Annotated in this window: 19 protein-coding genes; 2 read left to right on the top strand and 17 right to left on the bottom strand. The window is 66.9% G+C overall.

The window, feature by feature from the left end; all coding sequences use genetic code 11:
* The first annotated feature begins 289 nt into the window (after nucleotides 1-289).
* The gene (locus ACZK4H_RS10075; protein WP_099552829.1) at nucleotides 290-3,364 is read left to right on the top strand and encodes a TonB-dependent receptor; all 3,075 of its coding nucleotides are present in this window, start codon (nucleotides 290-292) and stop codon (nucleotides 3,362-3,364) included.
* A gap of 200 nt (nucleotides 3,365-3,564) precedes the next feature.
* A complete protein-coding gene (locus tag ACZK4H_RS10070) occupies nucleotides 3,565-3,759 on the top strand; it encodes a heavy-metal-associated domain-containing protein (protein ID WP_008267227.1) in 195 nt (64 codons plus the stop codon).
* A gap of 78 nt (nucleotides 3,760-3,837) precedes the next feature.
* On the opposite strand, the gene cueR is transcribed toward ACZK4H_RS10070, so the two are convergent.
* The 17 genes from cueR to ACZK4H_RS09985 all read right to left on the bottom strand — a co-directional run bounded on the left by cueR (nucleotide 3,838) and on the right by ACZK4H_RS09985 (nucleotide 22,651).
* Nucleotides 3,838-4,293, bottom strand: coding sequence for a Cu(I)-responsive transcriptional regulator (cueR, locus tag ACZK4H_RS10065; protein WP_099552830.1), 456 nt, complete (start codon nucleotides 4,291-4,293; stop codon nucleotides 3,838-3,840).
* Between the two features lie 11 nt (nucleotides 4,294-4,304).
* Nucleotides 4,305-6,806, bottom strand: coding sequence for a heavy metal translocating P-type ATPase (locus tag ACZK4H_RS10060; RefSeq protein ID WP_099552831.1), 2,502 nt, complete (start codon nucleotides 6,804-6,806; stop codon nucleotides 4,305-4,307).
* 173 nt (nucleotides 6,807-6,979) lie between these two features.
* Complete coding sequence (locus ACZK4H_RS10055; RefSeq protein WP_099552832.1) at nucleotides 6,980-9,937, bottom strand: TonB-dependent receptor plug domain-containing protein; 2,958 nt, start codon at nucleotides 9,935-9,937, stop codon at nucleotides 6,980-6,982.
* Between the two features lie 399 nt (nucleotides 9,938-10,336).
* Entirely contained in the window at nucleotides 10,337-11,068 is a 732-nt protein-coding gene (locus ACZK4H_RS10050; protein WP_099552833.1) for a copper homeostasis protein CutC, read from the bottom strand.
* On the bottom strand, nucleotides 11,065-12,063 hold the full coding sequence (locus tag ACZK4H_RS10045; RefSeq protein ID WP_099552834.1) for a glycosylasparaginase: 999 nt from the start codon (nucleotides 12,061-12,063) through the stop codon (nucleotides 11,065-11,067). The genes ACZK4H_RS10050 and ACZK4H_RS10045 overlap by 4 nt, the downstream gene beginning before the upstream one ends.
* A gap of 51 nt (nucleotides 12,064-12,114) precedes the next feature.
* On the bottom strand, nucleotides 12,115-13,137 hold the full coding sequence (locus ACZK4H_RS10040) for a glucokinase (RefSeq protein ID WP_099552835.1): 1,023 nt from the start codon (nucleotides 13,135-13,137) through the stop codon (nucleotides 12,115-12,117).
* Nucleotides 13,138-13,221: 84 nt separating this feature from the next.
* Nucleotides 13,222-13,506, bottom strand: coding sequence for a hypothetical protein (locus tag ACZK4H_RS10035; RefSeq protein WP_005409434.1), 285 nt, complete (start codon nucleotides 13,504-13,506; stop codon nucleotides 13,222-13,224).
* A 35-nt stretch (nucleotides 13,507-13,541) separates the two neighbouring features.
* A complete protein-coding gene (locus tag ACZK4H_RS10030; RefSeq protein WP_099552836.1) occupies nucleotides 13,542-15,131 on the bottom strand; it encodes a calcineurin-like phosphoesterase C-terminal domain-containing protein in 1,590 nt (529 codons plus the stop codon).
* Nucleotides 15,132-15,233: 102 nt separating this feature from the next.
* Nucleotides 15,234-15,854, bottom strand: coding sequence for a bifunctional phosphoribosyl-AMP cyclohydrolase/phosphoribosyl-ATP diphosphatase HisIE (gene hisIE / locus ACZK4H_RS10025; RefSeq protein ID WP_099552837.1), 621 nt, complete (start codon nucleotides 15,852-15,854; stop codon nucleotides 15,234-15,236).
* Nucleotides 15,844-16,620: an imidazole glycerol phosphate synthase subunit HisF gene (gene hisF / locus ACZK4H_RS10020; protein ID WP_099552838.1), complete on the bottom strand. Its 777-nt coding sequence runs from the start codon at nucleotides 16,618-16,620 to the stop codon at nucleotides 15,844-15,846. Before hisF ends, hisIE begins: the two co-directional genes overlap by 11 nt.
* Nucleotides 16,614-17,348 (bottom strand): 1-(5-phosphoribosyl)-5-[(5-phosphoribosylamino)methylideneamino]imidazole-4-carboxamide isomerase, encoded by a 735-nt coding sequence (hisA, locus tag ACZK4H_RS10015; protein WP_099552839.1) that lies wholly within the window; start codon nucleotides 17,346-17,348, stop codon nucleotides 16,614-16,616. Before hisA ends, hisF begins: the two co-directional genes overlap by 7 nt.
* Complete coding sequence (gene hisH / locus ACZK4H_RS10010) at nucleotides 17,345-17,947, bottom strand: imidazole glycerol phosphate synthase subunit HisH (protein WP_099552840.1); 603 nt, start codon at nucleotides 17,945-17,947, stop codon at nucleotides 17,345-17,347. Before hisH ends, hisA begins: the two co-directional genes overlap by 4 nt.
* Nucleotides 17,944-19,017 (bottom strand): bifunctional histidinol-phosphatase/imidazoleglycerol-phosphate dehydratase HisB, encoded by a 1,074-nt coding sequence (gene hisB, locus ACZK4H_RS10005; protein ID WP_099552841.1) that lies wholly within the window; start codon nucleotides 19,015-19,017, stop codon nucleotides 17,944-17,946. The genes hisH and hisB overlap by 4 nt, the downstream gene beginning before the upstream one ends.
* On the bottom strand, nucleotides 19,014-20,108 hold the full coding sequence (gene hisC, locus ACZK4H_RS10000) for a histidinol-phosphate transaminase (RefSeq protein WP_099552842.1): 1,095 nt from the start codon (nucleotides 20,106-20,108) through the stop codon (nucleotides 19,014-19,016). The genes hisB and hisC overlap by 4 nt, the downstream gene beginning before the upstream one ends.
* Nucleotides 20,105-21,400 (bottom strand): histidinol dehydrogenase, encoded by a 1,296-nt coding sequence (gene hisD, locus ACZK4H_RS09995; RefSeq protein WP_099552843.1) that lies wholly within the window; start codon nucleotides 21,398-21,400, stop codon nucleotides 20,105-20,107. Before hisD ends, hisC begins: the two co-directional genes overlap by 4 nt.
* Nucleotides 21,397-22,308, bottom strand: coding sequence for an ATP phosphoribosyltransferase (gene hisG / locus ACZK4H_RS09990; RefSeq protein WP_099552844.1), 912 nt, complete (start codon nucleotides 22,306-22,308; stop codon nucleotides 21,397-21,399). Before hisG ends, hisD begins: the two co-directional genes overlap by 4 nt.
* A gap of 34 nt (nucleotides 22,309-22,342) precedes the next feature.
* Complete coding sequence (locus ACZK4H_RS09985; protein ID WP_005416326.1) at nucleotides 22,343-22,651, bottom strand: YerC/YecD family TrpR-related protein; 309 nt, start codon at nucleotides 22,649-22,651, stop codon at nucleotides 22,343-22,345.
* Between the last annotated feature and the right edge of the window lie 90 nt (nucleotides 22,652-22,741).

Raw genomic sequence — 22,741 nt, 5'->3', positions numbered from 1 at the left:
ACGTTTCCACTGTTTTCAGCAAACCGTCATCCCTTCGCCACGCCAGTACCATATTGCGCAGCAGCATGCGCCCGCGGGCAACCCATGCTAAAAATCGCCCGCCCATCGCTTAGATCGATCCAAGACGACATTGCGATGGCCGGGAGTTGGGGGAGCAGTAACAGGACGTACCAGGCCACGCGCACGGTGCTACGGCCACTGCATGGCGATAGCGACAATGTCACTTCAAATTAGATCGATTCAAGTTGTCCGTGCCACGTCACCGGATCAATCCAGGAGAGAGGGAGAGATGGGAATGAAGCATTCAACACGTACGCATGGCCAGGACGCATTGTCGCTGGCCATCGCGCTGGCCCTGGCCGCCGCCGTCATTCCGGCCGGCGCCGCCGCGCAGCAGGCCGCTTCCACCGGCTCGCAGGAGGCCACCAACCTGGACAGCGTCCAGGTCACCGGCTACCGCTACGCCATTGAAAAGAGCCTTGAGCAGAAGCGCGACGCCAACGCCGTGGTCGAAGTGATCACCGCCGAGGATGTCGGCAAGTTCCCCGACAAGAACGTCGCCGACGCACTGCAGCGCGTGCCCGGCGTGGTCATCACCCGCAGCGGTGGCGAAGGCAAGAGTGTCAGCGTGCGCGGCCTTGCGCCGGACCTGACCCTGACCCAGTTGAATGGCAACTTCGTCGCCTCGTCTGAGACAAACAACGAAGCGACCCGTTCCTTCAACTACACCCTGCTGCCGTCGAACATGCTGTCCAGCGCCGAGCTGTTCAAGTCGCCGGAAGCACGCATCGACGAAGGCGGCATCGGCGGCACGGTCATCCTGCATACCCGCCGTCCGCTCGACATGGAATCCAACTCCGGCTACGTGAACCTGGAGGGCACCACCTCCGACACCAGCCACGATGTCGATCCGCAGGTGTCGGCGCTGTACTCATGGCACAGCAAGGATGAGCGCTTCGGCGTGCTGGTCGGCGTGACCCAGCAGAACCGCACCACCCGCACCATGGAAGCCAGCACCGAGGACTACCAGTGGTACGGCAACGGCACCACGGCCCGCGATGCCAATGGCAATCTGCTGGAACAGGATGGTATTCACTACTGGTGGGGCCAGTCCGGCTTCAACAACCAGGCCGGCAAGAACTACAGCGAGTTCTTCATGCCGACCTCTGTGAACTTCGCAGTGAAGGAAGAAAAGCGCGAGCGCAAGGGCGGGCAGCTGACGTTCCAGTTCAAGCCGGTCGACAACGTCACGATGACGGCCAACTACTTCCGCTTCGAACTGCAGGGCGACTACACGCAGAACATGCTGAAGGTGCCGGAGTGGAACCTGGCCCGTTACAACCAAGACGGCAACTGGGCCGGTGGCCGCCTCCTCAACGGCCTGGACTTCGACCCGAGTGGCAGCATCGTTACCGGCGCGCAGTACCAGAAGCTGGCCGGAAAGACCTACTACTGCAGCGAAGAAGAAGCGGCGGCCGCCGGCCTCAAGCCCGGCGGCTGGGGCCCGGACGACTGCACCATCCCCACCCCGCAGCTCACCGGCGGCTACAGCAAGGAGAAGGCGCTTTCGCAGACCGCCGACTTGACCATCGACTGGGACATCAGCCCGCTGTGGAAGGCCTCGTTCACCGGTGGCCGCACCTGGTCCGAAGGTGGCCCGTCGATGAACTTCCGCATGTCGGCCAAGCCGCGCCGCAAGGTCGGCAACCAGTGGCAGTCCGGCAACCAGTACACCGCGTGGGACCTGACCGGCACGCCGTCGGTGCAGTTCTCGCCGGACCTGCAGCAGCAGTTGATGGCTGGCGTCGCGGAAGTCGATACCGGCTCGACCGACTCGTCGTGGATGCAGACGGAGGTCAAGCAGAACTACTTCCAGGCAGACGTCACCAAACTGTTCGAGGCCGGCTGGCTGGACTCGATCCAGTTCGGTGCCAAGTACCGCGATGGCAAGGTCCACCGCAATACCGGCAACACCTATTGGGTATGCCCGGGCCTGGACCCGTCAGACTATGACAACAATCGCTACCAGGCCGGTTGCGACCCGACCGCAGGCGATGCGCAGCCGGGCTTCTTCCTGTCCAACCCGATCAGCAACATCACCGGCGCGTTCAACGCCAACGTGTTCCCGGGCATCAACTACCCGGCCTACATCGATTACCTGAACAAGACCTACGGCGGCTCGCACAACCGTACAGAGGAAGACTTCGTCTACGACGTCAACGAAAAGATCTACTCCGGATACTTCCAGGCCAACTTCCACACCGAGCGCGTCCGCGGCAACATCGGCGTGCGCGTGGTGCGCACCAAGCAGTTCGCCCAGTCCAGCGATTCGGTAGAGCGCTTCAACGATTACTTCGTCGACAACGCCAGCGGCGCACCGATGAGCTGCGATGATCCGGCCGCCGATCCGAACCTGCGCTGCCAGGGTGGCTTCGTCCGCCTCCCTGACCCCCAGGTGCGCGACAAGGTGTACGCGCTGTCGTCGCTGGAAAAGACCTATACCGACGTGCTGCCCAGCTTCAACATCGCCTGGGACATCACCGACAACCTGGTGCTGCGCGGCGCGGCATCGAAGGTGGTCGCGCGCCCGAGCTACACCAGCATCGCCTACCCCGGCGGCCTGCGTTACATCAGCGAGGAGTACGCCAACGATCGTCGTGTCACCGGCGGCACCGACACGCCCGGCTGGTACGGCTCGGGCAGCAACAAGGCGTTGGAGCCGTTCAAGGCGGTCCAGTTCGACCTTGGCCTGGAGTGGTACTTCAAGCCGGGCGCGGTCGCAGGTGTTTCGCTGTTCCGCAAGAACGTGGACAACTTCACCGTGCCGGTGGTGCGCGACCAGCAGATGAATGTCGGTGGGCAGTCGGTGACCGTGCAGAAGTACGAGACCCAGGCCAACGGCCGCGATGGCGTGTCGCAGGGCGTGGAACTGTATGGCCAGTACACGTTCGACTTCGGTCTGGGTGTGCAGGCCAACTACACCTACAACGACACCAACCTGGCCTCGATCGTGCTGGACGGCGAGGAAATCGGCTCATCGCCTCTGGTCGGCAGTGCCAAGAACCAGGCCAACGTGACCGTGTTCTACGAGAACGACAAGTTCCTGGCACGTGCTTCGTACAACCGGCGTGGCGAAGTGGTCGGCGGCCTGAACAATGGCATGACCACCTACACCAAGCCGTACAGCCAGCTTGACCTGAACGTGGCCTACAACCTCACCCCGGACTGGACGGTGACGGCTGCCGTGCTGAACGCCACCAAGTCCGAGCTGCGCAGCTACATCGGCAACGACAGCCAGGCCCGCCTGCTGTCCAACCTGTACGCCGGCCGCCAGCTGTATTTCGGCGTGAACTGGAAGTTCTAAGCCCGCATCGGGTTGCCCGGGCCCGCCCCGGCGCAACCCGCGCTCCGCTCCGGCGGGACGATCCTCCACGGCAGCCGCGCTGGTACAGGTGGCTGCCGTTTTTTGTCCGCGCCTTGTCCGTCGTTCAGCCCGGCGCTTGACCCTGCCATCGTTGGAAGGTGCACACTGGCCCTATCCCAAGAGCATCCAAGGAGCTACAGATGGAATTCCATGTCGACGGCATGACCTGCGGCGGCTGCGCGCGCAGCGTGACCCGCGCGATCCAGCAGATCGATCCGAACGCCAGCGTGGTGGCCGACCCACCGACCGGCCTGGTCAAGGTGCAGACCACCGCGTCGCAGGAACAGGTGTTCGCCGCGGTGAACGATGCCGGTTTCCCGCCGCGCACGGCCTGATCCGCAGCCTCGCATCCACAACCAAGCCTGCCCGATGCAACCGCATCGGGCGGGCTTTTTCATGTGCGCGACGGCAGTTCAGTGCTTGTGTGCGCGGCGTCGCACCGCACCTGTCTTCGGAGCATCAACCGGTGACTGTATTTCGTCATCCTCGACCAGCCGCTGCAGGATCGGGCACTCCGGGCGATCGTCGCCCGCGCAGCAACTGATCAACGACTTCAGCGTGTCGGCCATCTGCCGCATGTTCTCGATGCGCTGCTCCAGATCGACGATGTGCTGTTCGGCCAGGCGCTTCACGTCGGCACTGTGCCGCGAGGTGTCGTTCCAGAGGCCCAGCAGGTCGGTGATTTCGGCAACCTGGAAGCCCAGATCGCGCGCGCGGCGGATGAAGCGCAGGCGGTGGATGTCCGCCTGCGAGTAAGCCCGGTAACCCGACTCGGTGCGATCGGCCGCGGGAATCAGGCCGATCTGTTCGTAGTAGCGGATCATCTTCGCCGACACGCTGGAGGCCTTGGCGGCTTCGCCGATGTTCATACGGATCTCCTTCAATGGGTCGCTGCGGCGGCATCCGCCATCGGTGGCTGGAAACGGCGCAGGCGCAGCGCGTTGCCCAGTACGAACACGCTGGACAGTGCCATTGCACCGGCCGCGAACACCGGCGATAGCAGCACACCCCAGACCGGGTACAGCACGCCGGCCGCCACGGGAATCAATGCGGTGTTGTAGGCGAAGGCCCAGAACAGGTTCTGCCGGATGTTGCCCAGCGTCGCCTTCGACAGTGCGATGGCATTCGGCACGCCCTGCAGGTTGCCGGACATCAGCACCACGTCGGCCGATTCCACCGCAATATCGGTACCGGTGCCGATGGCCAGACCGACATCGGCCTCGGCCAACGCCGGTGCATCGTTGATGCCATCGCCGACGAACGCAACATGCCCATGCGCGGCCTTCAGCCGGCGCACTGCGTCAACCTTGCCTTCCGGCAGTACCTCGGCCACCACCTCATCAATGCCCAGTTGCCGCGCGATCGCCTGCGCGGTACCGGCATTGTCGCCGGTGATCATCGCCACCTTCAGGCCAAGCTGGTGCAGCGCCGCGATCGCGGCCGGCGTGCTCGGCTTGATCGGATCGGACACCGCGATGATTGCGGCCAGGTGGCCGTCGATGGCGGCATACAGCGGCGACTTGCCCTGGGTACCCAGCTCTGCCGCCAGCGTCGCAAACAAGGTGATGTCCACGCCGAGGTCGCGCATGAAGCGATCGGCACCGACCTCCACGCGCGCGCCATCAACGCTGGCACGCACGCCCATGCCGGTGACCGATTCGAAATCGGCCATCGCCGGCAACGCGATGCCCTGCTCGGTAGCCGCGTCGACGATGGCGCGGGCAATCGGATGCTCCGAGCGCGACTCCACCGCCGCCACCGCTGCCAGCACGGTGCCGTGATCAAAACCGTCGGCGATCTCCAGATCGGTCAAGCGCGGGCGGCCTTCGGTCAGCGTGCCGGTCTTGTCCACTGCCACCACCTGCGCATCCTTCAACAGCTGCAGTGCTTCACCCTTGCGGAACAACACGCCCAGTTCGGCGCCACGACCGGTCCCGACCATGATCGAGGTCGGCGTGGCCAGGCCCATCGCGCACGGGCAGGCGATGATCAGCACCGCCACCGCATTGACCAGCGCGAAGCTCAGCGCCGGCGAGGGCCCGAAGACCAACCAGACCACGAAGGTCGCCAGCGCGGCCAGCATCACCGCCGGCACGAACCACAGCGTGACCTTGTCGACCACCGCCTGGATCGGCAGCTTCGAGCCCTGCGCCTGTTCGACCATGCGGATGATCTGCGCCAGCATGGTCTGCGCGCCCACCGCCGTGGCACGTACCGTCAGTGCGCCCTTCTGGTTGACCGTACCGCCCACCACGCCACTGCCCGGCTGCTTCTCGACCGGAATCGGCTCGCCGCTGATCATCGATTCATCGATGTAGCTGCGGCCTTCAACCACATCGCCATCGACCGGCACGCGCTCGCCCGGCCGCACTTCCACCACGTCGCCGCTCTGCACTTCATTGACCGGGATGTCGACAGTGCGGCCGTCACGGATCACATGGGCGACCTTGGCCTGCAGGTTGACCAGGCGCTTGATCGCTTCGGAAGTGCGGCCCTTGGCGCGGGCTTCGAGGAAGCGGCCGAGCAGGATCAGCGCGACGATCACCGCGGCCGCTTCGTAGTAGACGTTCACCGTGCCCGGCGGCAACAGCCGCGGTGCAAAGGTCGCCACCACCGAGTAACCGAACGCTGCGGCGGTGCCCACCGCCACCAGCGAATTCATGTCCGGCGCAAGCCGCAGCAGCGCCGGGAAACCCTTCTGGTAGAAACGGCGACCGGGAATGGCCAGCACCAGCAAGGTCAGTACGAACTGCAGGTACCAGCTGGCCTGCATGCCGATGGTGGCCATCACCCATTCGTGCATGCCGGGAATCAGGTGCGAACCCATCTCCAGCACGAACACCGGCAGCGCCAGCGCGGACGCCACGATCAGGTCGCGCTTCAGTTCAGCGCGCTCGGCGTCCTTCTTTTCAGCGGCTTCATCATCGGACTGCACACCGGCCTCGATCGGGCGGGCGGCATAGCCGGCCTTGTCGATGGCCGCCACCAGGGCGGCCGTATCAGCCACGCCGCGCACGGTGGCACGCTCGGTGGCCAGGTTCACGCTGGCCTGGCTGACCCCGGGTACCGCCAGCAGCGCGCGCTCCACGCGACCAACGCAGGACGCGCAGGTCATGCCCTCCACCGCCAGTTCAACGGTCGCGGCGGGTACGTCATAGCCCACACGTTCAACCGCCTGGATCAGCGCCGCGCGATCAACCGGGCCGGAGGGCCGGATGTCCGCACGCTCGGTAGCCAGGTTCACAGAGACGCTGCCGACGCCCTCGACCCTGGACAGCGCCGCCTCGACCCGGCCGACACAGCTGGCGCAGGTCATGCCCTCGATGGGCAGGCTGATCGTGGAGGGGCTGGCGGGGACTGCAGTGGCGCGAGGCGTGCTCATGATCGGATTCCCGGGGTTCCTTCTGGATGCGGACAGGCTAAACCTTGCCATCGTGGGAAGGTCAAATCCAGCCACCCCCGGGTTCATGATGGGGTTCATCCACGCATGGCGTGGAACTACTGAGCGGACGGAGGCGCCAGGCGGATCAAGCCCGGCGCCCCCTGCGGGTCTGCTCAGAAGGTGAACACGTACTCCAACGCGAACTCACGGCCCACCGCGCCCAGCAGGCGGGTCGGGGCGAAGTCGTAATCCAGCTTGTACGGATCCTTGTGGTTCCAGCTGGCCGAATTGAACACGTTGTTGACGTAGACGTTGACCTTGGCGCGTTCGGTCACCTGGTAGCCCACGTTGAAGTTCCAGGTGATGAACGGCCCGACCCGGCCGAAATAACGGGCGGTCTGCTGGCCTGCATTCGGGTTCGGGTTGGGCGAGCCATCCGGACGCGTCGCCGGCTCCAGGCAGTTCAGCAACGGGCTGTCGCTGGGCACGTAGCCATCGGCGAACGGCAGGCAGCCGCCGGGGTTGTCCAGGCGGTCGGTGCCCCAGTGGTAGCGCACGCCCGGCACCGAGCCGACGCGGTCGGCGTAGACATTGGCGTTCCAGTTGCCGCGCTGCCAGGCCAGGCTCGCACGCAGCTTGCTGCGCAGGTCACGATCGCGCCGCTCCGGATTCGGGTCGTTGGCGTAGCGCTGTTCCTTGGTGGAGATCTGGTTGGTGTAGTTCAGGCCCAGCTGGAAGCTGCCCCACTGCGCGGTGTCCAGGCGATAGCGTGCGGTCAGGTCGATGCCACGTACCTCGCGGCTGGCCAGGTTGAACGGACCGCGCTCGATCGATACCAGGCGCCCGTTGCTGTCACGGTTCACGCGCGCCAGGATGCCGGCGCAGTAATCGCCACCAGCTGGATTGGCCCACGGCGTACCGTCCATGTTCTTGCCGGTCAGGCAGCCTGCTTCGCTGGCCAGCACCTCGTCGGCACCGACGTCGACGATCATGTCTTCCAGCTTGATCGCCCAATAGTCGGCACTGACTGACAGGTTCGGCATCACATCCCAGACGAAACCGACCGTCCACGAATCACCGGTCTCCGAGCGGAGCAGCGGCGTGCCACGCCGGTTCACGTCGAACGTGTACCAGACATCGGTGTTGCCGACGCCGCAGTTGTTGACCAGGTAAGCGCCGCTCTGGATGCAGCGCAGGCGGTCATAGGTCTGTACTTCGGAGCTGCTCGGCTGGCCCAGCAGGTAGTGCATGTCCGGCGCATGGAAGCTGGTGGCATACGACCCGCGCACCAGCAGCGATTCCACCGGGCGCCATTCCAGGCCGACATTCCAGGTGGTTTCCTTCTGGCTGCCGATGTCCAGCGCTTCGCCGCTGTTGTCAGCCTTGTAGTTGCCATAGCGGTCATAGCGCGCGGCCGCTGTGGCGGTCACGGTTTCCAGCAGTGGGATCTTGAACTCGACGCCGGCCGAATAGCGGGTGCGCTCGCCGCCACCACGGTCGACGTTCTGCAGATCGAAGTCGATGCCGGCGCGCGGGTCCGGGCTGAGGTGGTAGCCCTGCTGCGCGACTTCGGCCACGGCTGCGAACGAAATCGGGCCGGCCCAGCCCTGGAACAGCTCGCCGGTGATGTCCGCGGACGCCTGGTTGACCCAGGAGGTCGCGCGGTTCTTCGCCACCGTACCCATCTGCCAGTACTGGTCCGGCGTCAGCGGGTTCCACCAGCGCGACTCGTTCAATGCGTAGATCGCCTCGCCATCGGCAGTGGTGCCCAGCCGCGGGCCGAGGAAGTAGTCGTACGACTTCTGCTTGTCGACCACGTTCTGCCGCTCTTCCACGCGGTAGTAGGAACGCCCCACCGTGGCGCTCCAGTCGAAGCGATCGGCAAGACGCCCACGCAGGCCCGCGCTCCAATCCCATGACAGTTCGCGGTTGGTGTTGCGCAGCGTATCCAGGCCGCCGACTTCGTTCGGGGTGAACTGGCGCACGCCCAGGATCGGGCGCTTGCGGTTGGCGTCCCAGTAGTAGCCATTGTCATCGTCGATCAGCGACACGCCGGGCGGATTGGTGCCCCAGATCGCTTCGGAGCGGTACACCGCCAGGTTGGTCCAGGCCTGCAGGTCAGTGCTGAAATCGAAGGTGGCATACAGGTTGCCGGACACGTTCTCGGCGCCGCCGGTGAGCAGCCAGTTGGCGTAGTCGGCGCTCATGCCGCACAGGCGGCCGGTGTTGGTGATGGTGTTGGCGGCGTAGTTGTAGACCAGCCGGTCGGCCGTGTAGTACTCGCCGTTGAACTTCTCGCAGGTGCCAGCCGGTGGCGCCAGGCGCTGGCCGTTGCTCGGGTCGATCAGCGCCAGGCCGGCAGTGGGACGGAAGCCGACCTTTCGCTGTTCCATGTTCCAGGACGGGTATGGCGCATCGTCTGCGTCGTCCATCTGCGGACGGTCACGGCCAAACAACGGATCGCGCTTGGTGTACTGCAGCGCGTAGGTCACGCTCCAGTTGTCACCGGTCTTGCCGCCGGCCCAGGACAGATCCCAGGTATCACGGCCGCCCTCGGTGGAGGTGCCGCCGCGTACGCGCACTTCATCGCCGTCGTAATTCGTTTTCAGGATGACATTGACCACACCGGCGATCGCATCGGAACCGTAGATGGCCGAGGCGCCTCCGGTCAGTACTTCGATGCGCTCCACCGCAGCAGCCGGAATGTTGCCGTAGTTGGAGAAGTTGGTCTCGCCGCCGTACGGCAGCGGGTAGTCGGCCACGCGCCGACCATTGACCAGCAGCAGCGAGCGGTTCGGCCCCATGCCGCGCAGGTTCAGGCCGCTCGCGTTGGGCGTGTGCGAGCCCCATTGCGAGGCAGCTTCAACGGTGCCGGTGGCCTCGGTGAGCGTCTTCAGCGCGTCGTACACGCTGACGAAGCCTTCCTTCTGGATCTGCGCGGCGGTGATCACGTTGACCGGCGCCGGCCCTTCAACGCTGGCGCGCTTGATGCGCGAGCCGGTAACGGTGACCGCGTCGAGATCCTTGGTGGACGAGCTTGAGGCTTCCTGCGCATTGGCAGCCAGGGGAAGCAGGGCCAGGACCAGGGCCTGGGACAGCAGGTGACGGCGCTTGCGGACGATCTGAGCCATGGGTGGTTGCTCTTCGAAAGTGTGGACGCACGGACGGGTGGTGGCGCGGCACTACGGCTGATCCGGGCGCCTGGATCGGTTCAAGACCGTTGCGGCGCCCTCCCCTGTGGATCGATCCAAACTAAAGCACAGCTGAACCATGCACGGCATGTGGCGGCGCAGCAAGACGCAACGGAGTGCCGCTATTGGCTACCGCTTTCCTGAGCAATCAAAGGTTTGCGATACATCGCTGAGAGAACGGCGCAGAAATCAATGACACGATCGCGACAAGCGCGCGCGGAACGGTTTTGTCCGTCGCGGATCAGCGGCCGGGTCGGCTCCCCTCGCAGAGGGGCTCTGACCCGGTTGCGTCGGTGGGGTCAAAGCCCTTCTGCGGAGGGACCCGACCCCGGGCAGCCCTCAGCCGTCCAGCGCCTGCCGCAGTGCGGCCACGGTGGCGGTGGCGGTCTGGCTCCAATCCGGGTCCAGGCCGCGCAGGGCCGGATTCTGGAACTGCATGGCCGAGCGCCGCAGGCCCTTGGCCGAGGCGTGCAGTTCGCTGCAGCCGCTCTTCCGCGCGACCCTGGTGATGTTGGCCGGGCCCAGCCCGGCGCCAGCCATCACCGTGATGCGCCCCGCCGCCTGGGTGACCAGGCCCGCCAGTACATCGGCACCAGCCTCGGCGCTGACCTGGCCCCCCGACGTCAGTACCCGTTGGCAGCCCAGCCCAACCACCTGCTCCAGTGCGGCAGGCAGATCGCGGGCGGCATCAAAGGCGCGATGGAAGGTCACCTGCAACGGCCCGGCGGCCTGCACCAGTTCACGGCACAGCGGCAGATCGACGTTGCCCTGCGCATCCAGTGCGCCGATCACCACGCCATCGCAGCCGAGTGCCCGGCACTGCGCGATATCACGCAGCATCAGTTCGGTTTCCAGCGCGTCGTAGTGGAAGTCACCCGGTCGCGGGCGCACCAGCACGAACAGCGGAATCGACAGGCGTTCGCGGGCAATCGCGATGCTGGCGAACGACGGCGTGGTACCGCCCTCGGCCAGGTTGTCGAACAGCTCGATGCGGTCGGCGCCGCCGGCCTGCGCGGCCAGCGCCGAGGCCAGCGAGTTGCTGGCGATTTCCAGGGTGAGCCGCGTGCTCACGCCTGGGTGCTCGTGTAGATCGACGGCGAGTCGCGCAGGTCATCCTGGCGCTGCCCATCGCATACGGCGTAGACGAAGCCGCGATGCAATGCGTAGGCGCCCACCTCGCCCTGCTTGTTCATGGCCAGGAAGCACACCTGCAGCGTTCTGCTTGCTTCCGGGCGCTTGCGCACCACACGGTCGATCGCCTCGCGACAGGCCTGCGCCGGCGAGCGACCCTGGCGCATCAGCTCGACCACCAGGAACGAAGCGGCGTTGCGGATCATCTCCTCGCCAACGCCCGAGGCGGTGGCCGCGCCCACTTCGTTGTCGACATACAGGCCGGCACCGATGATCGGGCTGTCGCCGACGCGGCCGTGCAGTTTCCAGGCCATGCCGCTGGTGGTGCAGGCACCCGCCAGATGGCCCTTGGCATCCAGCGCCAGCATGCCGATGGTGTCGTGGTTGTCGCTGTTGCCGGGGATACCACGGCGCTCGGCATTGATCTGTGGCTGGTACTTCTCGGTCTTCAGCCACTCGCGCCAGGCCGCTTCGGCCTGCGGCGTCAGAAGGCGCTTGCGCTCGAAGCCCTGCTGCACCGCGAACTGCTGCGCGCCCTCGCCCACCAGCAGCACATGCGGGCTGTTCTCCATCACTTTGCGGGCAACCGACACCGGATGCAGGATGTCGACCAGCGCGGCCACCGCACCACAGCGGCCATCGCCGTCCATGATGCTCGCGTCCAGGCTCAGCACACCGTCGCGATCCGGATTACCGCAATGGCCGACGGTGGGGTTGCACAGTTCGCTCTCGGCCCAGCGTGCACCGGCTTCCACCGCGTCCAGCGCACTGCCGCCCTGCGCCAGCACTTTCCAAGCAGCCTGGTTGGCCGGAACACCGAAGTCCCACGTCGAAACCACCTTGGCCCCACCCGATGTGCGCGCCTGCACGCCCGGCAATGCCGCCATGCCTGCGGCCAGCGCACCGGCCTGCAGGAACTGCCTGCGATCCACCATTTTCCCCTCCCAGTCTGCAATGTGCGGCCGGCACGATGCCGGTCGCAGCGATCAGTCGTGCGCGGGCTGCCGTGCAGCGTGCCAGACCGCTGCGCCCAGCACCCCCAGTTGGCCATGCTCCACGCGCCATACCGGCACCTGGCGCAGCACCTCGGTCAGCACGCCCTTGTTGAGGAAGCGCTCGCGGAAACGGCCATCGGCCAGGAAATCCTGCACGTGCGCGGAAATGCCGCCGGCCAGGTAGACCGAGCGCGCGCCGACGGCGATCGCCGCGTCACCGGCAAGGCTGCCCAGCCAGGCGCAGAACACCTGCAACGTCTCCACCGCCAGCGCATCCTCGCCGCTGCGGGCAGCGCCGATCAGCGCCTCGGTGCTGCTCCACACCGGGGAGACGCCGCGCAGTTCGCACAGGCATGGATACAGGTTCATCAGGCCACTGCCGGACAGCACGCGCTCGTTGTCCACGTGCGCCCAGCGCTGCAGCAGCTTGCCCAGCACCTGCAGTTCCAGCGCGTTGCCGGCGCCAAGCGCGGCATGGCCGATCTCGCTGGCCAGCACCGGCCGCTCACCGTCGGCGAAACGCAGCGCGGCGCCCAGACCGGTGCCCGCCCCCAGCACCAGCGCCGGGAACGCCTGCGCCGGATCGGCGTCGCCGTTCAGTGGCGCCAGGGTTTCCGGCTGCAGGTACGGGATGGCCAGCGCCACCGCTTCGAAATCATTGATCAGCTGCAGTTCGTGCAGCCCGGACTGCGCGCGGGTGGCCGACAGCGAGACCATCCACGGCAGGTTGGAATTGATCAGTACATCGCCATCGAGCAGGCCGGCGATGGCCACCACGGCGGTCTGCACCGGCTGGCCGAGGCCTGCGGTGAAATCAGCAAGGATCGCCGCCAGGCTGGGATGCTCGGCACAGGCGTAGGTGCGATGGCTGCCCAGCAGCGGCGCCTGGCCGGGTTGCGTTTCCGCCAGCGCAAGGCGGGCAAAGGTGCCGCCGACATCGGCGACGACCAGATGGCGCGGAAGACCGCCGCGGGCGGAGTCGGAGGAAACCGGGGACGCTGCTGCGATGGTCACGCTGGCCTGCTTGGATCGATTGAATCGCCCCGATTCTCGGGCATCGGGGCGGCTTTGCCTAGCACGCCGGTGGTTCAGGTTGGTCTACATGCCTTCCTGTTCGGCCACCTGCACGCCGTCCACCAGCACGCGCAGGCGCTGCGGGCGGAAGCCGGCGAACAGCAGCGGCCGGGTGCGTTCTACCAGTACTTCGTGGCCGGCGATGTGGCGCAGCCACGACTGTACCAGCGAGAACGAGAAGTGGGTGCCCGGATGCAGCGGGTGCTGCACCCAGACCTTCTCGGTGGCGCTCTGCAGCAGCATCGCGCCGGTGAACCAGTGGCGGCTGAGGGTCACCGGCGTGGTGCCGGCCATGAAGCGGATATCCATGCGGGGTCCTTTCGCTGGAGAGGCCTTGCGGCGGGTCAGGGCTGGGCAGTCTGCAGGCTGTAGCTGGTGGTGGCGGTGAACACTGCACCATCAGGCTGGGTGGAGCGAACCTCGACCTTGTGGCTGCCCACCGCCAGATCGGTCGGCAGCGCGCCCCGCCACAGGTGAGGCGATGCGGTGGCCTCCGGCGAACGGTCGTAGCCACGCAGGCTGTTCGCCATATCGTCGGCCACGTTTTCCACCAGCAGGCGCGGGTCGGGCTGGCTCACCTGCTTCATCGGCTGCCAGGCGCCGCCATCGACGCGGTACTCGACCACGCTGGCGTCCTCCCCCATGTAGACGTTGGCGTACACGCCCCAGGCCGGGTAGGCGCCCTGGCGCAGCACCTTGGGTGCATGCAGGCCGATCTGCTCGCTGGCCGCAGCGCCGGCCACCCGGTACTGCAAGCGGTAGCTGCCGTTGCCGGCCACGTCCAGCAGTGCGTAACCCTTGGGCGTGCCGTCGCTCATGGTGCTGTCCGGCACGCCGGCGGCATTCTTCACGCCCGACCAGAACGCGCCGCAGTTGGCACCCACGTTGTACTCGTGCAGCGGCTTGTCACCCTGCCAGCCCTCGGCCTTGCCGTGGTAGACGTGCTGCTGGGTGTGGCTGTGGCCGCTCAGCACCAGCACGTTGCGGAAGTCCTTCAGCAGATCGAACAGGCGCTGGCGGTCGGCATGGCGGAAGGTCTCGCGCCCCGGTGCCGCGTCGAACAGCGGAATGTGCATGCCCAGCACCAGCAGGCGGTCCTTGTGCAGGCCCTTCAGGTAGCTGGCGAGGAAGGCGAACTGGTCTTCGCGCAGGCCGCCGATGTACTTCGGCCTGGCCTTGGGGTCATAGACCACGTCGTCCAGGAACACGAAACTGGCGCCGCCCTCTTCCACCGCGTAAGTGTCCGGGCCGTAGATGTTGCGCCAGCTGTCCAGCGAGTGTTCGTCGCTGGCTGCATCGAAATCGAGGTCGTGGTTGCCCGGCACGTGGAACCACGGCACGCCCAGCGACGTGGTGACCTTGTTGATCGCCGGGTACAGGGTCAGATCGTCGTTGACGATGTCGCCCAGAGTGGTACCCAGGCGGGCCTTGGTCTGGCCGACCAGCGGCGCCACGATCGACTGCTGGTAGTAGCCGATGTCCTTCAGGCTGGCGGTCTGCGAATCGGTGAACACCAGCATCTGGAAGCCACGGCGGCTGTCATGGCGATCCGGCTGCAGCGCGAAATCCCAATTGCGGGTGACGTCGCTGGTCGCGGCGATGCCGCCGTACTTCAGTGCCGGCGAACCGCTCGGGCGGTAGTGGCGCCAGAATGACGGCAGACCATCGGTCGCCTTCGGGAAGGCGTAGGCATCCGGCTTGATCACGAACACGGTCTGGCCGTCACGCACCGGAAGGCTGTAGCTGCCATCGGCAGCGGTCTTGACGATGGTCTCGCCATTGGAGACCTGCACCCCGGCCAGGCCCGGATCGGTGGCACCGCGGCCCGGCTTGCCGTCGCGCTCCAGGTAGACCTTGCCGGTGACCACGGTGTCCGCGGCCCAGGCCGGCGAGGTCAGCAACAGGCAGCACAGCCAGGCAGCAGGCAGTTTCATGGGGCGGTCCGGGAAAGAAAGACCGCCTATTGTAGATTCCGTTGATGACATCGCGCACGCGGTGGCACCAGGTGGTTGCCAGCCAGCGGCCGGCACTACCACTCAACGATGGCGCTTTTCCAGCACCGCCCGCGCATCCTCCAGCGACAAGCCACGCGCGCGCAGCAGCACCAGCAGGTGGTACAGCAGGTCCGAGGCCTCGCCCAGCAGCGCTTCGTCGCCCTGCGCCACCGCCGCCAGCGCGGTCTCCACGCCCTCCTCGCCCACCTTCTGCGCGATGCGACGGATACCGCCCTCGAACAGGTTCGTGGTGTAGCTGCCCGGTGGCCGCTGCGCCTCGCGCATCGCCACCAGCTGGCCCAGCCCGCCAAGGAAGTCCTTCGGCGCGCCATCGAAGCAGCTCTCCGCACCGGTATGACAGGTCGGCCCGGCGGGGCGCACCATCACCAGCAGCGTATCGGCATCGCAGTCCACGCTGATCGACTGCACCACCAGCACGTTTCCGGACTGCTCGCCCTTGGTCCACAACCGTTGCTTGCTGCGGCTGAAGAAGGTCATGTGGCCGATGGCCAGCGTGGCCGCCAGCGATTCGGCACTCACATAACCGAGCATCAGTACCTGCAGGGTATCGGCATCCTGCACCACCGCCGGCAGCAGGCCGTCGCCCTTGCCCCAGTCCATCGCCTGCAATGCGTCCAATGACGGCCTGATTTCAATAGACATCCCGCACCTCGATCTGCTGTCCGCGCAGGTAGCGCTTCAATTCCGGAATGGCGATGGCGCCGCTGTGGAACACACTGGCGGCCAGCGCGCCATCGACGTCGGCCTGGTCGAAGGCTTCGGCGAAGTGCTCCATCGCACCGGCACCGCCGGACGCGATCAGCGGCACCTGGCACAATGCCCGCGCCTGCTGCAGCTGCACCACATCGTAGCCACGGCGTACGCCATCGCTGTCCATGCAGTTCAGCACGATCTCACCGGCGCCCCGCCGTTGCGCCTCGACAATCCAGTCCAGGGTGCGCAGCGGCACTGCCTGGGTCTTGTCCGGGTCGCCGCTGAAGCGGCGTACCCGCCAGTGGCCATCGGTCTCGCGTACCGAGTCGACACCGACCACCACGCATTGCACGCCGAACTCGTCGGCCAGCTCAGTGATCAGTTCGGGACGGCCCAGCGCGGGCGAGTTGATCGACACCTTGTCGGCGCCAGCGAACAATACGCGACGCGCGGTTTCCACACTGTCAATGCCACCGGCCACGCAGAACGGAATATCGATCAGCCGCGCGATGCGCTCGATCCATGCAACATCTACCGAACGCGCCTCGGGACTGGCGCCGATGTCATAGAACACCAGTTCGTCGGCCCCCTGGTCACGGTAGCGTTGTGCCAGCTCGGCGATGTCGCCCATGTCGACGTGGTCGCGGAAACGCACGCCCTTGACCACACGGCCTTCGCGCACGTCCAGGCAGGGAATGATGCGGCGGCTCAACATGCCAGCGCCTCCGCCAGATCCATGCGCTGCTCCAGCAGTGCCTTGCCGAGGATGGCCCCCCCGCAGCCGGCGGCACGCGCCTCGGCCACGTCGGCCACGTTGCGGATGCCACCGGAGGCCTGCACCGCCACGCCCGGCAACAAGCCCGACAGGTGCTGGTAGAGACCGATGTTGGGCCCGGCCAGCATGCCGTCACGGGCGATGTCGGTGCACAGCAGGTGGCGCATGCCGGCGCGCGCGTAGCGCTGTGCAAGATCATCCAGGGTCACGCCGGCGTTCTCGGTCCAGCCGTGCACCGGCAGCTGCCACTGCCCCTGCGCATCCTGGCGCGCGTCCAGGGCAATCGTGATGCGCTCGGCGCCGAATTCCTCCAGCCAGCCGACCACTTCATCGGGGCGACGCACCGCCAGCGAACCGACCACCACGCGGCCCGCGCCGGCGTCGAGAATGCGCGCCACATCGTCGCGGCCACGCACGCCGCCGCCGGTCTGCACCTGCAGCGACGTCTGCGCGCGGATCGACGACAGCAGCGGCGCCAGCGTGTAGCCACCGGCGCGCGCAGCGTCCAGGTCGACCAGGTGCATCCACTGCGCGCCCTGCGCGACGAAGGCCTGCGCACGCGGCAATGGATCATCACCATACGAGGTTTCCTGCGCGTAGTCGCCCTGGCGCAGCCGCACCACGCGGCCATCGCGGATATCCAGCGCGGGATAAACGATGAAACTCATGCAGCAGTGCCCTCGAGAAAATTGCGCAGCATCAACGATCCGGTTTCTCCCGAACGCTCGGGGTGGAACTGTGCGCCGTAGTAACGCCCCTGCTCCACCACGGCGGTGAACAGGCCGCCGTGGTCACAGGCAGCGACGGTGTGGGTATTGAGGGGCGCCGCGTAGCTGTGCACGAAGTAGGCGCTGGCGCGCTCCGGTACACCCTGCAACAGCAGCGACTCACGTAGCGGCAGCAGGCGGTTCCAGCCCATGTGCGGCACGCGGATGCCGCAGGCCGGCACCAGCTTGCGGACCACGCCTGGAATCAGCCCCAGCGTCTCCACGCCCGCTTCCTCGGAACGCTCGAACAACAGCTGCATGCCGAGGCAGATGCCCATCAACGGCACCTCCAGCCGCTGCAACGGCTCGACCAGGCGCTGCGCATGCAGGCGCTGCATGCCGGGACCAGCTGCACCGACGCCGGGCAGGATCACCCGCTGCGCACCGACCAGCCCATCGGCATCGCGCACCAGCCGAACGCTGGCGCCGAGGCGTTCGAGCGCATAGCGCACCGAACCAAGGTTGGCACCACCCGCGTCGATCAGCGCAACGTCACTCACAGCGCCCCCTTGGTGGTCGGCAACGCCGTGCCCTGCCGAGCCAACGCCGGCCGCAGCGCGCGCGCCAACGCCTTGAAGCAGGCCTCCACCTTGTGATGGTCGTTGTCACCGCGTACCTGCAGGTTGAGGTTCAACCCGCTGGCATCGCACAGCGAGCGGAAGAAATGCGGCACCAGCTCGGTCGGCATGTCGCCCACGCGCTCGCGCTTGAACTCGCCGTCGAACACGAAGTACGGGCGGCCGCTGAAATCCAGTGCGGCGCTGGCCAGCGTCTCATCCATCGGCAGTGTGAAGCCGTAGCGGCCAATGCCGCGCTTGTCGCCCAGCGCCTCGCGCAGCGCCTGGCCCAGGGCGAGGCCGGTGTCTTCGATGGTGTGGTGCTCGTCGATATGCAGGTCGCCCTCGGCCTGGATGTCCAGCGCGAAGCCGCCGTGCTTGCCGATCTGTTCCAGCATGTGGTCGAAGAACGGCAGCCCGGTGGAGATGTGCGCATCACCGGCCCGATCCAGGTCCAGTTCGACGCGGATCTTCGTCTCCTTCGTATTGCGCTGGACCACTGCGGTACGCGGCGCGTCGGCCAGCGCGTGGGCGATGCCCGGCCAGTCCCACTCGCCACCGAACTGCTCGGTGCGCAGCTGGAAACCGCGAATGTTGAGGTTGTCGGCGAACTGCAGGTCGGTGATGCGGTCGCCGACCATTCCGGAGCGCGCCCAGTCGATGCTCCGGTCCTGCAGGTAGGCCGTCATCAGCCCGATGCCCGGCTTGCGCGTGGGTGCATTGTCCTGCGGCCAGCTGCAGTCGATCAGTACGTCACGGAAGCGGATGCCCTGGCTTTCGAAGATCTGCAGCATCAGGTCGTTGGGGCCATCGAAGCTGGCACGCGGGTAACTTTCGCTGCCCAGGCCATCCTGGTTGGTGACGATGACGAACTGGTAACCCGCATCACGCAGCTTCAGCAACGCCGGGATCACCTGCGGCACGAAGCGCAGCTTTTCGTAGGCGTCGATCTGGAAATCCGCCGGCTCCTCGATGAGGGTGCCATCGCGGTCGATGAACAGGATGGGGGTCATGCTGCGGCCCTCCGCGCCGACAGGGCCGCAAGCACGCGGTCGTTCTCTTCGGGGCTGCCGATGCTGATGCGCAGGGCATCGCCCAGTTGCGGCGCTGCGCGCTGGTCGCGCACCACCACGCCCGCAGCCAGCAACGTATCGAACGCCGCCTGGGCATCGGCGAAGCGCACCAGCAGGTAGTTGCCGGACGAGGCATACACGCGACGAACGCCGGGCAGGCCCGGCAGTGCTGCAGACAGGCGTTCGCGCTCGGCGATGACCGTGGCCACGCGCTCGGCGGTGCGCGCCAGTGCATCTGGCTGCAGCGCCTGCACGGCCAGCTCGGCACATGGGGTCGGCACCGGATACGGCGCTTGGCAACGGCGCAGTACGGCGATCAGTTCGGGGGCGGCAATGAGGCTGCCGATGCGCGCTGCGGCCAGCGCGTGTGCCTTCGACAGCGTGCGCAGCACGGCCAGGTTCGCGTGCGCGGCCAGCAGCGTGGTTGCCGACGGGCGTTGCGCGTACTCGACATAGGCCTCGTCCACCACGACCAGCGCCTGCCCGCGCAACGCCGTGGCCACGCGCTCGACCTCGTCCAGGCTGATATCACTGCCCGCCGGGTTCGACGGTGCACACAGGAACACCAGCTTGGCATTGCGCGCGGTCGCGGCCTCGATGACCGCATCCAGATCGGCGCGCAGGTCGTCCTCGCCATCCACCAGCGGCACTTCAATCAGTCCGGCGCCCTGCAGGCGTGCACAGACCGCATACATGCCGAACACCGGCGGCGTAACCAGCACGCCGTCGCGACCCGGCACACACATCGCACGCACCAGCAGATCAATCGCTTCGTCGCTGCCACGGCCGACCAGCAGCTGCTGCGGCTGCACGCCATACAGTGCGGCCAGGCCTTCGCGCAGCGCCAGCGGCTGCGGTTCGGGATAGCGCCGGCTGCTGCCGGCGGCATCGGCCGGATTGGCCCAGGCCGACTCGTTGGCGTTCAACCAGACCTCGCCCTGCACTGCCGCACTGCGCGCCGAGCTGTAGCCGGCGAAGGCCTGCAGATCCGGGCGCACCAGTGCCAGCACATCATCGATAGGCACGCTCATGCCGCCACCTCCATGCGCACTGCGACCGCACGCTCATGCGCATCCAGGCCCTCGGCACTGGCGATGATGCGCGCGCAGCTGCCGATTGCCGCCAAGCCAGCGGCGCTGGCGCTCTGCACGCTGATCAGGTTCTGGAAGCTGGCGACGCTGACACCGCTGTAGGCCCGTGCAGCACCCGCCGTCGGCAGTACGTGGTTGGTGCCGCTGCAGTAGTCACCCAGCGCTTCGGGCGTGTAATCCCCCAGGAACACCGAGCCGGCCGCCTGCACCTTGTCCAGCCACGCGCGCGGATCACGCAGGGCCAGGATCAGGTGCTCGGGCGCGTAGCGGTTGCTGATCGCGAAGGCTTCGTCCAGCGAATCGACCTGGATCAGGCGCGAGGCCGACAGCGCCTGGCGTGCGATCTGCTGGCGCGGCAGCAAGGCCACCTGGCGCTCGACTTCGGCCTCGACCGCCGCCAGCATCGAGGCATCGTCGGTCAGTAGCAACACCTGCGAATCCGGGCCGTGCTCGGCCTGCGACAGCAGGTCGGCGGCGACGAACGCCGGATTGGCACCGGCATCGGCAATCACCAGCACTTCGGAGGGGCCGGCCGGCATGTCGATGGCGGCCGCGCCATCCTGTGCGACCTGCTGCTTGGCTTCAGTGACGAAGCTGTTGCCGGGCCCGAACAGCTTGTCGCAGGCCGGAATGCTGGCCGTGCCGTAAGCCATCGCCGCGATGGCCTGCGCGCCGCCCAGCTTGAACACGCGTTGCACGCCGGTCAGGCGCGCGGCCACCAGCACCGCCGGATCGGCCGTGCCGTCGTCGCGTGGCGGCGTGCACAGGACCACCTGCGGGCAACCGGCCAGCCGTGCCGGCACGCCCAGCATCAACGCGGTGGACGGCAGTGGCGCACTGCCTGCCGGCACGTACAGGCCGACGCGGCCGATCGGCCGTAGCATGCGCTCGCAGACCACGCCCGGTGCGGTTTCCACCGCGTAGCCCTTGCCCATGCCAGCCTCGTGGAAGCGCGTGATGCGCTCGGCAGCTTCCATCATGGCCTGGCGCAGTTCGGCGGGTACCGCCGCTTCGGCTGCCGCGAACTCGTCATTGGACACTTCGAAGGACGCCAGCTCCACGCCATCGAAGCGTGCGGTGATCGCGCGCAAGGCGTCGTCGCCCTCTGCGCGCACCTGCGCGATCAGCGCCGCCACCGCGTCGCGGGTCTGTTGCGCCACGGTCTGCACCGGGCGGGTCAATGCCGCGCTACGCGCGGTCTCATCAAGTCGGGACCAGATCAGACGGTTCATGCCAGCGACCGCTCCACGCTCAGTACCATCAGGCCCTGCGCGCCGGCGCGCTCGAGTTCTTCCATGCGTTGCCAGCTCAGCGGGCCCGGGCACATGGTCTGCAGGCGCAGCGCGCCGCCATCGGCCGGCAGCCGCACCAGCGGCTCGGCATCGGCCAGCAGCTGCGACAGCGCGTCGAGGCGATCCTCGCTTGCACGGAACATCAGCAGCTTGCGGTCCTGGCGCTGCACCACGCCGTCGAGGCGACGCAGCAGCATCGCGCGCAGCGATGCACGCGCATCATCCGGCACGCGCACCGCACCGGCCAGCACTGCCTCGCTGTCGAGCAGGTTGTGCACCGGGGTCAACTGGTTGGCACGCAGCGTGGCGCCGCTGGAGACCAGATCGCAGATCAGGTCGGCGGTGCCCAGTCGCGGGGCGATTTCCACCGAACCGGAGAGCTCGACCACCTGCGCATCCACGCCCTGCTCATCCAGCCACTGCTTGAGGATGGCCGGATAGCTGGTGGCAATGCGGGTACCGGCCAGCTGCGCCGGGCCCTGCCACTGCCACTCCTCGGGCACCGCCAGCATCAGCCGGCACTGGCCGAAGCCCAGCCCGCGCAGCGCCTGGTAGGCATCCGGCAGGCCGATCTGGCGACGCGACGCGGCCTGCTCATCCAGTTCGTTGCGGCCGACGATGCCGAGGTCGCAGACGCCGTCGGCGATCAGGCCCGGGATATCGTCGTCGCGCACCAGCAGCAGGTCCACCGGCAGCGATTCGCCGTAGCAGAACAGCTTGTCGCGGCTTTCGCGCCAGCTCAGGCCACAGGCGCTGAGGAGGTTGCGGGCGGGCTCGGCCAGCCGGCCACTCTTCTGGATGGCGATACGCAGCCGGTCGCGTGCCGGCGCTGCCTGGGTTGCACTCATGGGGGAGGTCTCGAAGTTCGGAACGGGGCGCGGATCAGCGCGAAGCAAGGCGGTCGATGGCGGCGGCATAGCCTCGATGGCCATGCTCGAGCGTGCGTGCCACCCGCCCGGTGGTGGTCACGCTGACCCCGGTGCGCTCGTGGATCTCGCGGTAAGGCACGCCCTGCTGCAGCAGCGGCACCACCTTCCAGCGATCGGCCATGGCTTCCAGTTCGGCCGGCGTGCACAGGTCGCGCAGGAAGGCCTCGACCTGCTCCGGTTCGCGCAGGGCAGCAAAGGCCCGGGCCAGGGCTTCCAGGTCGGCCTTCGGGTCCTTGGCGGCAATTTCGGGGCGGGCTTTCAAGGGGTCGTTTCCATGCATCAATGTAATAGCGCGTTAGTACATTAGCGCATTCTTGCGCAGTGCGTCAAATCGAGGGTTGAGGTGCGGCAG

It is taken from the genome of Stenotrophomonas sp. 78350_Sma (assembly GCF_056482105.1).
Note: the sequence above shows the minus strand (reverse complement) of the source record. Positions and strands in the feature narration are given on the sequence as shown.